Genomic DNA, 15401 nt, shown 5'->3' with positions numbered 1-15401 from the left:
ACATGTAACCTGAGTGAAGGCAAAATGCCTTCACCCAGGAAATCTTTGCACCACCGGGTTTCACTTCACGCACCAACAAGGCAACAATTTGAACCATTGGCTGAATGTTTACTCCTCGTATTAAAACATCCATCACCCCAATAAACGTTCTTCGCTTTCTATCTCCTCACCCTCTAAATTTGGATTTAATTGATAATCCAAGTAAAAAATTTAATCACATGATAAAAAAATTAGAATGTAATTGGCTTATATATTTGTTAAAATCCGCTATCTTTTTTATATTTATTTAAAATTATGTCCTTATACCAAATTATTGCGAACCAATTAAGCCAAGCCGGCTTGCATTATGAAGAACAGCAGCTAGAACAAATGGATATTATTGAATACATGGTGCTCGAGGCAGCAGGTGTACTACATCCGCTACAAGGTATGTCTCTGAAATGTGTTTTTCGTCCAGGCGATAAAGGTACTCTTTATGTTTCAGATGGTAAAAAGCACTCATCACTGGAGTTCGGCCTTGTTCCTAATTTGCAAGAACCTTCAATTAGTGAGGAGAAAAAAAAACAGTTCATCCAAATCGTTAATGGAATTGTACATAAAGTTCCAAAAAGTACTTGTATTGATGCACCTCGTCATCGACATGGTACACCTAGTACATTCTGTGAGTTTATTATTCCAGATGAAAACATTGAACAGGCAATCAAATCGTCTTCTCTGTTTGTGGCAACAGGTGATTTATCAGAACTTGATTTAGAGTCACTACTTCTCCTGAAAAGAAAACTTTTTCTTTATGTAATTTATGATAAGAAACTCTCAGAACTGGTATTGCACTTACTCGATAAAGTTGATAACCATTTATCAAAGCATTTTGACCAAGCTTCGGTTCAAGAGGCCTTGCCTAAAGTAGGAAAGAAATTCGCAGCCATGTTGGCGATTACACGCGAAGAACATAAATTTTATCAGTTACTAAATGAGCTCAGTGATAAATTATATGAGCTGACTCGTAAAGCAACGAAAACCTATGAGTCTGGCGCGCCCAATGATCCACCTATTGTTAATAACAATTTTGATCCAAATTATTCAAGCGTAGCTCTAACTGCACAACTATTAAACTCCAATCTGGTCGATGCGGGTGCTCAATTTTTCAATAATCCTATGTCAAAAAACAGTTTTGAAGCGTTTAAAAGCACGTGCGACACATCAATAAAAAGCGCAAAAGGTGAGTTTGGCAAATTTCGTGGTTGGGCAAAGTGGTATAATGAATTGAATCCAATATTGAAATCAATCATTGTTTGTATCAAGGCAATAGGTGGAATTATTGCGGGTCTTACTATTATTCCCGGAGTGTTGACCGAAATTTACTCTAAACAAGGTTATCTAGGAACGTTTTTTAATACGAAAACCGACTCCCTCAGAAAATTAGAAACCTTTGAAGAAAACCTTTTTTCTAAAGGCGGTATTTTTGATGGATTAGATAAAGAAATTCCCCATTTGGGAATAACAATCTAGATTGTGCTTGTGCTGGCCATGTAAGGCCAGCAATTATTTTTAAGATTCTTTATGAGCACTGTAGCTTTGTTGATGAGTTGCATTCGCTTATTCCATATCGTCAGCTATATGAACGCCGCCTGATTTGATTAGATTGGCGTAGTCAGTCAAGTAGGCCCATCAGTCAGCAAATTTAAAGTAGGTGATCATGTGGGAGTTGGTTGCTTTGTTGATTCGTGTCGGCGATGCGAAAGCTGTCATGAAGGATTGGAGCAGTTTTGCGAAGAAGGAATGACTTTAACCTATAACAATTATGAGCCCAATAGCAACAACTTAGCTCAAGGGGGCTACTCAACCAAAATCGTTGTTGATGAAAATTATGTTTTAAGAATTAAGGAAACTCAAGAAATGCTCGATTTCTGTGGCAAACATAACATCGTATCTGATATCGAATTAATTCCTATCCAACAAGTGAATGACGCATATGAACGAGTCCTGAAAAGCGATGTCCGTTATCGTTTTGTTATTGATATTGCCTCTCTATCATAAAATTCCTATTCATAATGAATCAATAGTTGCTGTGCAACCGGTAACTTTTTAAACCGGTTGCAACATAGAGGCAATAAGACAGGACTTACGAAAAATCTCAAGGTCGAGGCAAAAAATGTTTTTAATGAGGGAGTTTAGATAGACTAAATGACCGAATTAAAAACATTTTTTAACAAAGAGATTGGGGTTGTTCGTAAGTCCTGTAAGAGTATTTATCACAAATTAAGGTACTGCAGTAAGAGATGCAGTTCCAAATATGGCCAAAATTAAAAAGGTCAGGAAGATAATGATAAATAAAAAGAAAAGCACTTTAGCGATACTTGCAGCCGTAGACGCAATACCACGAAAACCAAATAATCCCGCAACGATGGCGATAACCAAAAATACCAGCGCCCACTTTAACATAGTGATCTCCTTATCAGGATAAGATAGTTCTTACCTTCTGATTATAGCTGAAAAATAAGGGCATACGGATGTTATATTCTGGGCGACCTGGCACTCAATGCGGATGCTTCGTTGAGTATACATCACCAGTGTTTTGCGCAGATCTTCTGGATCCCGCGGACAAAGCTACGAGACGTCGAATAGAGATGGACTTTTTTTTCATCGATGTATAGAAGATTCGGGGAAATCGCCCCGAAGGAAGAGAGAGCTCCCAAGTTACAAACAGGAGTTACGAAAAACCCCAAGGTCGAGGCAAAAAAATGTTTTTAATGAGGGAGTGTAGATAGACTAAATGACCGAGTTAAAAACATTTTTAACGAAGAGATAGGGGTTTTTCGTAAGTCCTGATGAAATTATAAGCCGGTGGCGATAGGATTGACCCCAATGTTGGGGTTTATACCACAATCATCGAGGATTTTAAGTAAATTATTGCCTCTTCTAGTGAGTCGCTTGATGCAATATTCTTCCAGATAACTTTTCAAAATATATTCATAATCCGGCAGGGTTAAAATTTTAAGTATTTTTTCCGCCATTTCTAAATGTCGCTTGTTTTCATAATTAAATGCTTGAAATAAAACACCTCCCAGCATTGCCGCAATACTCGCCTTACGCACCGGATTGGCCAAATAAAAACGCTGGATGCATTCATCTATCGCCCGTTCCTTATCCCAGGAGACCCATTCATCATAAAAAGCCATAGCAGGATCTGAATTCAAAAAGCTATTTTTTTCCAATCCTTGAATAGCGTAAGCAACTGCCACAATGGCTTGTATATTGGCCCAGGAACAATTGCCGCTAATTTGCGAACTAATTGGGATCTTTGCTACCGGTACCAAGCCTAAATGATGGTTGATCATCTGATGGAAAAAATTTCTTGGTTGCTTTTTATAAAGAAAATTTTGTAGAAAATGGGCATTAAAGGCTTCAGGGCGAGTGATTTTATAGATATTAACACTTCCTTCCTTAAGGCTGTTTTCGCCGCGATCAATTTTAGCCCACCATTGACCAAAGCGAATAAAGCCCATTGCATGGCCTCGACTTGCTGCAGGCAGAATTAACATGGGTACTTTTAATAAAGCGTTTAGCCTTTGCATGTGCTGTTCACTGAGCAAAGGCAAGTGCTGATATTGCAACAGCTCTTCAGCAAGCGAAAACGCATCGATAATCACATGAGCCAATGGAAAATATTCACGTAAATGGCGTGTTGAATAACTATTGATAAAACGTTTTAAGGCATCCCTTATTACTGCAACTGTAAATTCAAGAATGAATCCTTCATAATCCAGTTCAATAAATTCTCCTTTGGCATTGACTATATCCACATCACCTTGTAATTCAAAACGATGCCCGATTAGTTTGCCATTAATAAAATCAAGCGCAAAATCGAGCTTAGCCCCATGTTGATAGAGTAAATGTTTCAGCGTATCTTGATTGCGTAATACAGGATAAACTAATACCGAAAGTCCATTACGCGTATACGCATTAGGATCTGCACCATGCTCTAATAGCAACTGCGCCAAGGCAACATCATTATTATCTACAGCCCAATGCAATGGAGTTCGCCCGGTCACATCTGATTTATTAACATCGACCTTCCGAGCAATCAACTGTTCGGCAATTTGAATTTGGCGTGTAATAGCACACTCAATTAAGGGTGTAAAACCATATTCGTCAATGTCATCCAACGTTTCTCCTGCTCGAAGATAAGCTTCAAAATCAGGCATTCGATGACTGATTATGTCACTTGCAATAGTCATTAATAAGGTCCTCTAGGTTTAGGAGTATTAGTAAATTTGGGCATATTACCTAAACGCAGTTGTTTTTCTTGTTCCTGATTGCGTCGTTCATTATCATATTCACGTCGTGCATCAGTATTTAACGGAGGTTCAGGGTTTAAAGGAGAGTCAATTCCATCATAACGCTGACTATCTAACTCCGGATGTTGTAAAATATTATTTTGCAATTCGCCCTCAGGACCAGGTTGAGCCTCATAATCGGAGTGTTGACGTGCTTTTACTAGTGCTATCCGTCGCTCGCCTTGCTGTTCAGCCAGACGTCTCTGTCGCTCCATAGCCTTGGTTTCAGCAACCAAATAGGAAGTACTTTTTTCTATACGAGTAGGTACAGGCAAATCCATTGCCGATCTCAGCAAAACATATACTGCGCCAATACCACCATCTTTGGGTAGTGCGCTGTGAAAAGCAGTTACTTCACTGATTTGTGGTAACCAGTGATTAATTAAATTCTTTAATACTGGAGGAGTATTTTTAGAGCCTGCTGTACCATGGGTTACGAGTATACAATGTTTATGCTTCTTTATTTGTTTATTGATAAATTCCAACAATGCTGTACGAGCCCCCTCCGATGGTAAATTGGAGAGGTCCAGTTTTGCTTCCCATGCAATTTGTCCTGTTTTTAATTCATTAAAACGCTTACCAGAAACAGTGGGAGTAGCATAAGATAAAATACTACTCGCCAGAACAGGTTCTTCAATATCATCGGTTAAATAATATTCATTTAGCATAGTTTAAAAATCCAATCGTATTAATCAAAGTATAACTTAGCTTATAAAAAGTAGGAGGATTTTTTTAGCGATCTGGTTGATCAAAATACTATATTGGTATGATGAAGTCCCTTCTCCCCAAAAGAGAGAAGGCACCGAAAAACCATTGGAACTATAAATATTCTCGTTGCAAAATTTCAGCAATTTGCACTGCATTCGACGCAGCACCTTTGCGAATATTATCTGCAACAACCCACAAATCTAATCCATTTGGATGTGAAATATCTTGACGAATTCGCCCAACAAATACTTCATCATGGCCGATCGCATTTTTTATTGCAGTCGGATAAATTGCTTTACTTACATTATCAACCACCTTTACGCCGGGAGCCTTAGCAAGAATCTTACGGGCTTCTTCAGCAGTTAAAGATTTTTTTAGTTCTAAATGAATGGCTTCGGAATGTCCATAAATGACAGGCACTCTGACTGCAGTAGGATTGACCATAATGCTGTCATCTTCCATTATTTTGCGGGTTTCCCACACCATTTTCATTTCTTCGCGGGTATAACCATTTTCTTCAAACTGATCAATATGCGGAATTGCATTAAAAGCAATCTGCTGTGGATAAACATTGACATTAGCAGGTCTACCATTCAAGAGGTCCCCTACTTGCGAAACCAATTCACTAATGGCTTTCTTTCCAGTTCCAGAAACAGATTGATACGTCGCAACATTAATACGACTAATTCCTACAGCATCATACAAAGGCTTCAGAGCTACGACCATTTGGATGGTAGAGCAATTAGGATTGGCAATAATACCTCTATTTTTATATTCAGCGATACGATGAGCATTTACTTCCGGAACAACTAAAGGAATATCGTCTTCATAACGAAAACAAGAGCTGTTATCGACAACCACACAGCCACTTGCTGCAGCCTTAGGCGCATATTCTTTTGAGACCGCCCCACCCGCTGAAAATAAAGCGATATCAGCCTTGCTAAAATCAAACTCAGCGAGATCCAAAACATCCAATTGCTTGTTTTTAAACTCTACCGTTTTACCAACAGAACGAGAACTGGCCAATGGATAAAGTGTCTTTATTGGAAAATTACGCTCTTCCAATACAGTTAGAAATGTTTCGCCAACTGCACCAGTGGCTCCCACTATGGCTACATTTAATTCTCTGCTCATTCTTGACCTCTTCTGTATTCTAGGCAATCAATGCCTTATATCTTAAATAGTGATCCATCAACACTAAAGCCATCATTGCTTCGGCAATGGGCACAGCCCTAATACCCACGCAAGGATCATGTCGGCCTTTAGTTACGACGGTTACTTCATCGCCAAAAACATTGACCGTCTTTCCAGGGGTAGTAATACTCGAAGTAGGCTTTAATGCAATACTAACCTCTATATTCTGTCCAGTAGAAATCCCACCTAAAATTCCTCCCGCATGATTGCTAAGAAAACCCTGGTGTGACATTTGATCACGATGCACGGAACCTAACTGATTCACCGCGGCAAATCCTGCACCTACTTCAACCCCTTTAACTGCATTAATCGACATCATAGCATAAGCTAATGTTGCATCCAGTTTGTCGAATACAGGGTCTCCCAATCCTACAGGTACATTTTTAGCAATTACGTTTACACGAGCACCTACAGAATCCCCTTGTCGTCTTAAGTGTTCAATAGCATCAGCAAGATCCTGAATTTGCGTATTATTAGGACAGAAAAAAGAATTGTTATTAATCTCTGATTCATCTGCAAAGTGCAAAACCAAATCGCCCATTTGTTGCAAATAACCTACGATTTCAATGTTTAAATGGCGCTGCAAATACAACCGTGCGATTGCTCCGGCTGCTACACGTGCTGCAGTCTCTCGTGCTGAAGAACGACCACCTCCACGATAATCCCGATGACCGTATTTATGATGATAGGTAAAATCGGCATGGCCAGGACGAAATAAATTTTTGATTTCCTCATAATCCCGAGATCGTTGATCGGTATTATGAATCAACAGAGCTATAGGCGCACCAGTGGTTTTACCTTCAAAAACACCAGAAAGAATTTGTACCTTATCCTCTTCGCGGCGTTGTGTTGTATATTTGGATTGTCCGGGTTTGCGTTTATCCAGAAATGGTTGGATGTCCTCTTCTTGCAACAGTAATCCTGGCGGGCACCCATCAACCACACAGCCAATAGCCGGGCCATGACTTTCACCAAAAGTTGTTACTGTAAATAAAGTTCCAAAGGTATTACCGGACATTAAAGTACTCTTCTAGTTGCTGCTTCGTTAATAAAAATATGCCATGGCCACCATGACTCATTTCAAGCCAGGTAAAAGGAACATGAGGATAAGCCTCACATAAAGCCGCTTCACTATTCCCTACTTCCACAATCAAAACACCCTCTTCGTTTAAATAATCATGAGCGTTATGAAGAATTGTTTCAACAATGGCCAATCCATTATTACTCGTTTCCAAAGCCAACACAGGCTCATGACGGAATTCGTCAGGTAATGTTTGCATCTCTTCCTTGCCTACATATGGAGGATTGCTAACTATTAAATCATAGCCTACCTTGGGCACTTTAGAGAAACAATCTGATTCAATTAAATTAAGTTGCTCTTCCACACCTAACTGTTCACGATTGATTGCAGCAACAGCAAGTGCTTCGCTGGAAATATCAACTGCATCAACCTGGGCGTCGGGAAAAGCATAGCAACATGCGATGGCGATGCATCCGCTGCCCGTACATAAATCTAAAATACGATGCACTTTATCCGCATCGACCCAGGGAGAAAATTCATTTTTGATGAGTTCTGCAATAGGCGAGCGCGGAATAAGAACTCGTTCATCCACATAAAATGGAATATCACAAAAATAGGCTTCTTTGATTAAATACGGTACGGGTACCCGTTGATTAATGCGCTTTTCCAATTGCTGATGTAAATGTTTTTTTTCACTGGTAGTTAAACGTGCATTAAGCCAATTTGATTCTAAATCGTAAGGCAAAGACAAGCTTCTCAGAATTAATGAATGCATATCATCCCAAGCATTATCAGTGCCGTGGCCATAATACAAATTCGCATTAATTGCGCAGGACACACTAAAACGTAAAAAATCCAAAATTGTGTCTAGTTCTTCCGTTTCTTTAAGTATATAGTTGCTCATGGGATTTCGATTCTCATCCAGAAAAAGTACAAATTGTACCCTATGTTAATCAACAAAAGTAGCCTAAGTGAAGCAAACCAAAACTCGGTTTCATTTAAATATTAGAATTTAGGCGTATTTAAACTCATTGCGTGCAAATCAAAGATACAAGCAGCACTGCACCTGAGTTATACTTCAGTTATCACTTAATCATTCCTAGTTAAAAATGGCTGATGATTTTTTATCCGATGAAGACAAAGCCCTGTTTCGCGAATACATGCGTTTGGTAAAACCATTAAATGAAAAAACCAAGCGGGTAAAAAGTCCGGAACCTAAGCCTTCAATTCCAACCCCAAAAATCAAATCACCAATAAAACAAGCAAAAAAGGAATATTACTTGTCTGATATGATTGTGGATACAGTGCTTTCCGAGACCATACTTTCGTATTCACATCCAAGTATTTCCAGCCAGCGATTTAAGGCATTAAGAAATGGGCACATTCCATGGGAAGCCCGGTTGGATTTACATGGTTTAAAAAGCGAAAATGCCCGAGATACGTTATGTCAATTTATTCAAACTCAGGCAGAAAACAGCAAAAGATGTCTATTAATTATTCACGGCAAAGGAGGCAACCTCGGTGCGCCACCGGTAATTAAAAATTTGCTGAATCGTTGGTTACCCCAGTTAGATGAAGTTTTAGCGTTTCATAGCGCATTACCCAAAGATGGAGGGAGTGGAGCAGTCTATGTACTACTTAAAAAACAGAAATAACCACACCCAAGCTAGATTGGATTCAAGCGCATCATTGCCTGGGTGAAGACAAAGCCATAACCCGGGTTCCACCACGCCTGCCCCTACTACATTTTGCTATTTTTATATAGTTCCTTGACTTGCGTTCATGCCTTATTCTGGGGATAATTCGCTACATTAATAAAATATCAAGAGAGAACATGGAACATTTAGGTCAATTTATCATAAATCATTGGCAGTTATGGCTTGCCCTTATCGTGGTTTTATTGCTTACATTTATCAATGAGTTAATCACTCAGAAAAAGAAAGCAAAAGAACTGACCCCTCAAGCTGCTGTTGATTTGATTAATCATGAGAATGCTGTTGTCATCGATTTGCGTGACAAAGAAGCCTTTAAACAAGGACACATTATTGATGCAATCAATGCCCGAAGCGAAGATTTTGAACAGCAAAAAATGGATAAGTATAAAAATACCCCCATTATTCTAATTGCTTCACGCGCTATTGAAGCACAATCTCTTGCCAACAAAATTCGCGCCCAAGGTTATCAACCGCATGTACTTAGCGGTGGAATTGCTGCCTGGACAAATGCTGAATTGCCATTAGTTAAAGGGAAATAAGAGTATGGCTGAAATAATTATGTACAGTACTGGTTATTGCCCCTACTGTGTCAAAGCCAGGGAATTATTGCAACAAAAGCATGCTTCATTTACAGACATTCGTATCGATTTACAACCAGAATTACGTGATGAAATGATAACAAAAAGCGGAAGACGTACCGTACCGCAAATTTTCATTAATGGCCAACATGTCGGTGGCTGCGATGATTTATATGCCCTGGAAGCCCAGGGAAAACTCGATCAATTACTAAGAGGATAGCAAGATCATGAGCGAACAAGCAAACCAAGCGCAAAACCAAAATGAAACCCAATTTATGATTCAAAGAATTTATGTTAAAGATTTATCGTTTGAAACACCTAATACTCCGGCTGTGTTTCAACAACAATGGGAACCAGAACTGAATCTCGAAATCAATACTACCAACACAATGCTGGAAGAAGGCGTTTATGAAGTGGTATTAACTGTAACGACAACCGTAACCAACCAAAAAGCTACTGCATTTCTTGTCGAAGTAAAACAAGCCGGTATCTTCACCATTCAAGGTGCACCAGCGAATCAATTGGACCATTTGTTAAACAGCTTCTGCCCCAACATTTTATTCCCTTACGCTCGTGAAGCAATTACCTCTCAAGTAATTCGTGGCAGTTTCCCACAACTGGTATTGGCACCAATTAATTTTGATGCTTTATACATGCAACAACTTGCAGAAAAACAAAAAGAAGTTCAAGCTTAAAAAATACAACTACGTACTAAAGTATTGTAGCCCGGGGACAAGCTAAGCCGTAACCCGGGGGTTGGTAACAGGCATCTGTTTTTAACCCGGGTTACGTCAGTCCCGCTACAAATACACTCCTATTTAAGAGCATAAAATGAACCAAAAAAACATTGCCATATTAGGTGCTGGCTCTTGGGGAACTGCTGTTGCAATTCACCTGGCCAAAGTGGGACATCGTGTGTTGTTGTGGGGACATGACCCGCAGCATGTTGCTCTTATGACGGAGAAAAAAGCAAACCCACGTTATTTACCTGATATCGATTTTCCTGAAACCCTTGAGCCTTCAGCCGATTTTGATCGATGCATAGACGAAGCCCATTACGTTATTATTGCGGTTCCTTCGCATGCTTTTGCAGAAATTATCAACAAAATAAAGAAAACGCCACAAGGGTTAGCTTGGCTGACGAAAGGAATTGATCCACAAAGCCATCAGTTATTAAGTGATTTAGTGAGCCAAACTTTTGGTTCTACCTTTCCCAAAGCAATTATTTCAGGCCCATCATTTGCCAAAGAAGTAGCTCACTTCCTACCCACCGCCGTAACTTTAGCTTCTAATGATTCAGAATATCAAAAAAGCATCCGTGAATTACTTCATCACGATAACCTTCGTGTTTACCTGACTGATGATCTGATCGGGGTGCAAATTTGTGGTGCGATTAAAAACGTCTTGGCTATTGGCTGTGGCATCAGTGATGGTTTAGGTTATGGAGCGAATGCCAAAGCCGCATTAATTACCCGCGGATTAGCAGAAATGGAGCGTCTTGGACTTGCTTTGGGAGCACGTGCAGAAACTTTTCTTGGCTTGGCTGGCGTAGGTGATTTAGTCTTAACCTGCACTGATGATCAATCACGAAACCGCCGTTTCGGCCTACTCCTAGGACAAAATATCAGCATCAACGACGCTGAACAGCAAATTGGCCAAGTTGTAGAGGGTAAATATAACGCCTCCCAAGTCTGCTTCCTTGCCAAACAGCATCATGTAGAAATGCCGATTTGTGAGCAAATTAATGCGCTACTGCTAGGAAAAATTAGTCCAAAACAAGTAGTGCAGAATCTAATGAGTCGGCCGCCTAAGGAAGAATAACTCGCTCTCCATGAGTTCTATACCTCGGATTTTCTGCCATTTTTGTCATTCCCGCGACGACATTAGAGATTAATGTCATTCCCGCGAAGACTTTAGAGATTGTTGTCATTCCTGCGAAGGCATTAGAGATTAATGTCATTCCCGCGCAGGCGGGAATCTATTCTTAAACTACCACTGCACCCTGCTAGAAATAGATTCCCGCCTGCGCGGGAACGACAGTTTTTCTTAAATGAATGGCAGTATCACTAGAGTTACATGGAAATTAGGTTTAAGCTTTAACATCCACAAGCTCGATGTCCTCAGAGGCCAACGCTCGCCCAAGATTCAAGCATCCCCTAACGGTTATGAATTCTTGTCATTCCCGCGCAGGCGGGAATCTATTCTTCAACTACCACTGCACCTCACTAGAAATAGGTTCCCGCCTTCGCGGGAACGACAGTGGGTTAAGGCTTTTTGTTATTCCAGGGACATTAGGAATTTTGTTATTCCCGAGCAGACATTAGGAATTTTGTTATTCCCGTGCAGCCATTAGAGATTCTTGTCATTCCCGCGCAGGCGGGAATCTATTCTTAAACTACCACTGTACCTTGCTAGAAATAGGTTCCCGCCTGCGCGGGAACGACAGTGGGTTAAGACTTTTTGTTATTCTGAGGACATTAAGAATTTTGTTATTCCCGAGCAGACATTAGGAATTTTGTTATTCCCGTGCAGCCATTAGAGATTAATGTCATTCCCGCGCAGGCGGGAATCTATTCTTAAACTACCACTGCACCCTGCTAGAAATAGATTCCCGCCTGCGCGGGAACGACAGTTTTTCTTAAATGAATGGCAGTATCACTAGAGTTACATGGAAATTAGGTTTAAGCTTTAACATCCACAAGCTCGATGTCCTCAGAGGCCAACGCTCGCCCAAGATTCAAGCATCCCCGAACGGTTATGAATTCTTGTCATTCCCGCGCAGGCGGGAATCTATTCTTAAACTACCACTGCACCTCACTAGAAATAGGTTCCCGCCTACGCGGGAACGACAGTTTTTTCTTAAATGAATGGCACAGTATCACTAGAGTTACATGGAAATTATGTTTAAGCTTTAACATCCACAAGCTCGATGTCCTCAGAGGCCAACGCTCGCCCAAGATTCAAGCATCCCCTAACGGTTATGAATTCTTGTCATTCCCGCGCAAGCGGGAATCTATTCTTAAACTACCATTGTACCTCGCTAGAAATAGGTTCCCGCCTGCGCGGGAACGACAGTTTTTCTTAAATGAATGGCAGTATCACTAGAGTTACATGGAAATTATGTTTAAGCTTTAACATCCACAAGCTCGATTTCCTCAGAGGCCAACCGCTCGCCCAAGATTCAAGCATCCCCGAACGGTTATGAATTTTTGTCATTCCCGCGCAGGCGGGAATCTATTCTTAAACTACCACTGCACCCTGCTAGAAATAGGTTCCCGCCTGCGCGGGAACGACAGTTTTTTCTTAAATGAATGGCAGTATCACTAGAGTTACATGGAAATTATGTTTAAGCTTTAACATCCACAAGCTCGATGTCCTCAGAGGCCAACCGCTCGCCCAAGAATATCTCGCCAACAATCTGGAAGCGCTTGATTGAGTCGGTTACCATGTAACTTACTGAACGCCCGACAGAAGGAATATCATTCAACAAATCCTGCTTTTCGAGCAACTGATGCAGGGCGAGTGCCGTGGCATGTGCTGAATCAACTATAGCAACCCCTTTAGGTAACAAATCGCGCAACAAAGGCTTAAATACAGGGAAATGCGTACATCCCAGGAGCACCGTATCTTCGTTAGTAAAACCATCCAGGTAATGTTTTAACGCTTCGCGAGCAACTTGATTGTTCACCATCCCTTCTTCTGCTAAAGCAACCAAAACGCTGCACGCGCGAGTATTAATTATTGCCTGGGGTACGTGTTGGGTAATTAGATTTTGGTATGCATTGGATGCAATCGTTGTTTCGGTAGCCAAAACAATAATGCGTTTGTTTTCAGTTGCCGCAACAGCTGCCGCAGCACCTGGTGCAACCACACCAAGCACAGGCATACCAGGTAACATTTCCTGTAAATACGGTAATGCGGCGGTAGTGGCTGTATTACAGGCAATTACCAAAGCCTTAATTCGCCGCTCCACCAGCAATTTTGCCATTTGCATGGCATATTGTTTTACCGTATCTGGGCTTTTAGTACCATAAGGAAGTCGAGCTGTATCCCCCAGATAGATAAACGATTCTTGCGGTAGACCCTCCCGCAATGCACGCAAAACAGTTAAGCCGCCCATCCCTGAGTCAAATACACCAATCGCCAGTTGGTTTGAATTCAATTGTGTAACCCCCTGTATGAATTTTAATAGCACTCCACACGTTCCAGTGCGTTTACTTAATTCACGTGTAGAGTTTTTCTCATAGTCTCAAAATATACCTATCATGCCTCAAGAAACGAGATCTAATTATATTTTTTTTCCTGAAGCAGTTAGGTGTTCGTCGACCTTCAATGCATCTGTCGAACTCCCAGCTTGCCCACCTCTCATAAGAGACATTTGTTCTCGTGATTTTTTGGTATTAGCAATGAAATCCTTAGCCTCTGTTTTAAAACCTTCCAGCGCCTTATCATTGTAGCCCCTCAACTTATCTTTGATAAATTTATCATCAACAGTTGATTGCAATTCAAATCCCGCTCTCTTACGTGGCCCTTCACAGCCAGGAACATGGGATTCTATTTTAAATTTTAAATCGTTTTTCATTAAGAGAAGCGCGGCATAGACTCTATCTGCATGATGCTGATCGTCACCGGTAATAAAGACAGTTTGCTCACCAGTTCCCTTCAAATTGGTTATGAGCATTTTAGCTTGTTTAATTGCCATCTGAGATTTTTCTTGTTCCGTCATTTTATCTCGTTCAGCAGCATCTGTTACATCTGTTACTTTACCAGTATGATCCTGAACTAACTTTCCTGTAGCTGTATCTTGTGCAGCATTTTGACCTCTAGCTTTTTGGGGAAAGTTGGCAACTGACTCAATTTTATCTCCTTGCTGTAATTTCACCCCTTGATAACGAGTTTCAATAGGATTTGCAGTACGAATACCCACAGCACCTGTACTTGGAGCCACATTTGAAGGAGTAGGATCCGATACGGTCCCATCATTTCTTACTAATTTATCAGTAAAATGTTCGAGACGAGGATCTTTTCCTGTTTGCCAAAAGGAATCTGCCATATTTGGCTTTGTATTAATGGCGGCAAGTTTTAATCCAGCTTGTCTCTTTATTTCCAGCCAATCTCCATCTGATAGATGATTTCTTACAAAATCTCGAGTAAAACGCCAACTGGTTCGTTGCCTATTTATTTCAGCAACTATCTGATCTTCATCTCTCGCTGCAGCAATACGCTCTAAGAGTTGAGGCTGATCAATTTTTTTAATGGCATCTGAAATCAGAAAAAAATAATACTTTTCTTTAGCTCGTTTTTTTATATCTCGTGCATCGGTATTTGACAACAAGTCTTCAGTAGTCAATGCAGTACTTAAATCAACATTTCCAAGTATAACCCTCGCATCGTTTAACCTCATTCTAACAGTATTCATGTTAGGCGCTGTCGCAATACCTCTCAGAACGGTCCGGATATTTGCGTTTACAGCTTCGTCGTTGCCCATTGTTAAATTAGTGTTAATGGCATCGGTAATAGTTTTGGCATTGGTCAAAGAAGTATGCTTGGCTACAACTGCCGCATCGATTAAATTAGCTTCTGCATTATGAAGATTCGCTTGTTGACCGAAATCAACTCCAACAACTAAATTTAAAGTGGTATTAAGAACTTGTAATGCCGCCCGTTTTTGATCCTCGTTACCACGCGGGGTATTATGGTAAGTGGTCAAAGCCGCCAAGGCAGCATCATCCATGGCATCAATAGTACCTTTTATGTCATGAGCATTCTGAAGTGAAGTACGCTTTTCTTCTACTGCCCTATTGATTAAATTAGCCTCTGCATTATGAAGATTCGCTTGTTGACCGAA

15 protein-coding genes are annotated in these 15401 nt (G+C 40.5%); 7 read left to right on the top strand and 8 right to left on the bottom strand.

The window, feature by feature from the left end; genetic code table 11:
• Positions 1-294: 294 nt before the first annotated feature.
• Together ELY20_RS15660 and ELY20_RS15655 are read left to right on the top strand one after the other, a co-directional pair.
• Entirely contained in the window at positions 295-1509 is a 1215-nt protein-coding gene (locus tag ELY20_RS15660; RefSeq protein ID WP_127059510.1) for a hypothetical protein, read from the top strand.
• 132 nt (positions 1510-1641) lie between these two features.
• Positions 1642-2037 carry an alcohol dehydrogenase catalytic domain-containing protein gene (locus ELY20_RS15655; protein WP_199742196.1) on the top strand — a complete coding sequence of 132 codons (396 nt, stop codon included), beginning with the start codon at positions 1642-1644 and terminating at the stop codon, positions 2035-2037.
• A gap of 222 nt (positions 2038-2259) precedes the next feature.
• On the opposite strand, the gene ELY20_RS15650 is transcribed toward ELY20_RS15655, so the two are convergent.
• The 6 genes from ELY20_RS15650 to prmB form a co-directional block, all read right to left on the bottom strand.
• Positions 2260-2442 carry a DUF1328 domain-containing protein gene (locus ELY20_RS15650; RefSeq protein ID WP_127059509.1) on the bottom strand — a complete coding sequence of 61 codons (183 nt, stop codon included), beginning with the start codon at positions 2440-2442 and terminating at the stop codon, positions 2260-2262.
• 392 nt (positions 2443-2834) lie between these two features.
• Entirely contained in the window at positions 2835-4238 is a 1404-nt protein-coding gene (gene ankH / locus ELY20_RS15645) for a Dot/Icm T4SS effector AnkH/LegA3 (RefSeq protein ID WP_127059508.1), read from the bottom strand.
• The gene (locus ELY20_RS15640; protein ID WP_110144014.1) at positions 4238-5005 is read right to left on the bottom strand and encodes a Smr/MutS family protein; all 768 of its coding nucleotides are present in this window, start codon (positions 5003-5005) and stop codon (positions 4238-4240) included. Before ELY20_RS15640 ends, ankH begins: the two co-directional genes overlap by 1 nt.
• A 151-nt stretch (positions 5006-5156) precedes the next feature.
• Entirely contained in the window at positions 5157-6179 is a 1023-nt protein-coding gene (locus tag ELY20_RS15635) for an aspartate-semialdehyde dehydrogenase (RefSeq protein ID WP_110144013.1), read from the bottom strand.
• Between the two features lie 19 nt (positions 6180-6198).
• Positions 6199-7257, bottom strand: coding sequence for a chorismate synthase (gene aroC / locus ELY20_RS15630; protein WP_110144012.1), 1059 nt, complete (start codon positions 7255-7257; stop codon positions 6199-6201).
• Positions 7247-8164: a 50S ribosomal protein L3 N(5)-glutamine methyltransferase gene (gene prmB / locus ELY20_RS15625; RefSeq protein ID WP_110144011.1), complete on the bottom strand. Its 918-nt coding sequence runs from the start codon at positions 8162-8164 to the stop codon at positions 7247-7249. The genes aroC and prmB overlap by 11 nt, the downstream gene beginning before the upstream one ends.
• Before the next feature lie 205 nt (positions 8165-8369).
• On the opposite strand from prmB, the gene ELY20_RS15620 reads away from it, so the two are divergent.
• The 5 genes from ELY20_RS15620 (at position 8370) to ELY20_RS15600 (ending at position 11374) form a co-directional block, all read left to right on the top strand.
• Positions 8370-8915 (top strand): Smr/MutS family protein, encoded by a 546-nt coding sequence (locus ELY20_RS15620; protein ID WP_110144010.1) that lies wholly within the window; start codon positions 8370-8372, stop codon positions 8913-8915.
• A gap of 179 nt (positions 8916-9094) precedes the next feature.
• A complete protein-coding gene (locus tag ELY20_RS15615; protein ID WP_110144009.1) occupies positions 9095-9514 on the top strand; it encodes a rhodanese-like domain-containing protein in 420 nt (139 codons plus the stop codon).
• 4 nt (positions 9515-9518) lie between these two features.
• Positions 9519-9773 carry a glutaredoxin 3 gene (gene grxC / locus ELY20_RS15610; protein ID WP_110144008.1) on the top strand — a complete coding sequence of 85 codons (255 nt, stop codon included), beginning with the start codon at positions 9519-9521 and terminating at the stop codon, positions 9771-9773.
• Between the two features lie 7 nt (positions 9774-9780).
• Complete coding sequence (gene secB / locus ELY20_RS15605; RefSeq protein ID WP_058466963.1) at positions 9781-10248, top strand: protein-export chaperone SecB; 468 nt, start codon at positions 9781-9783, stop codon at positions 10246-10248.
• Positions 10249-10384: 136 nt separating this feature from the next.
• Positions 10385-11374 carry an NAD(P)H-dependent glycerol-3-phosphate dehydrogenase gene (locus ELY20_RS15600; protein WP_110144007.1) on the top strand — a complete coding sequence of 330 codons (990 nt, stop codon included), beginning with the start codon at positions 10385-10387 and terminating at the stop codon, positions 11372-11374.
• A gap of 1525 nt (positions 11375-12899) precedes the next feature.
• On the opposite strand, the gene murI is transcribed toward ELY20_RS15600, so the two are convergent.
• Together murI and ELY20_RS16820 are read right to left on the bottom strand one after the other, a co-directional pair.
• Positions 12900-13715: a glutamate racemase gene (murI, locus tag ELY20_RS15595; protein ID WP_110144228.1), complete on the bottom strand. Its 816-nt coding sequence runs from the start codon at positions 13713-13715 to the stop codon at positions 12900-12902.
• Positions 13716-13841: 126 nt separating this feature from the next.
• A partial coding sequence (locus ELY20_RS16820; protein ID WP_158618896.1) for a hypothetical protein occupies positions 13842-15401 on the bottom strand: 1560 nt, incomplete at its 5' end.

This window comes from Legionella qingyii, from assembly GCF_003990155.1.
Lineage (GTDB): Bacteria > Pseudomonadota > Gammaproteobacteria > Legionellales > Legionellaceae > Legionella > Legionella qingyii.
Note: the sequence above shows the minus strand (reverse complement) of the source record. Positions and strands in the feature narration are given on the sequence as shown.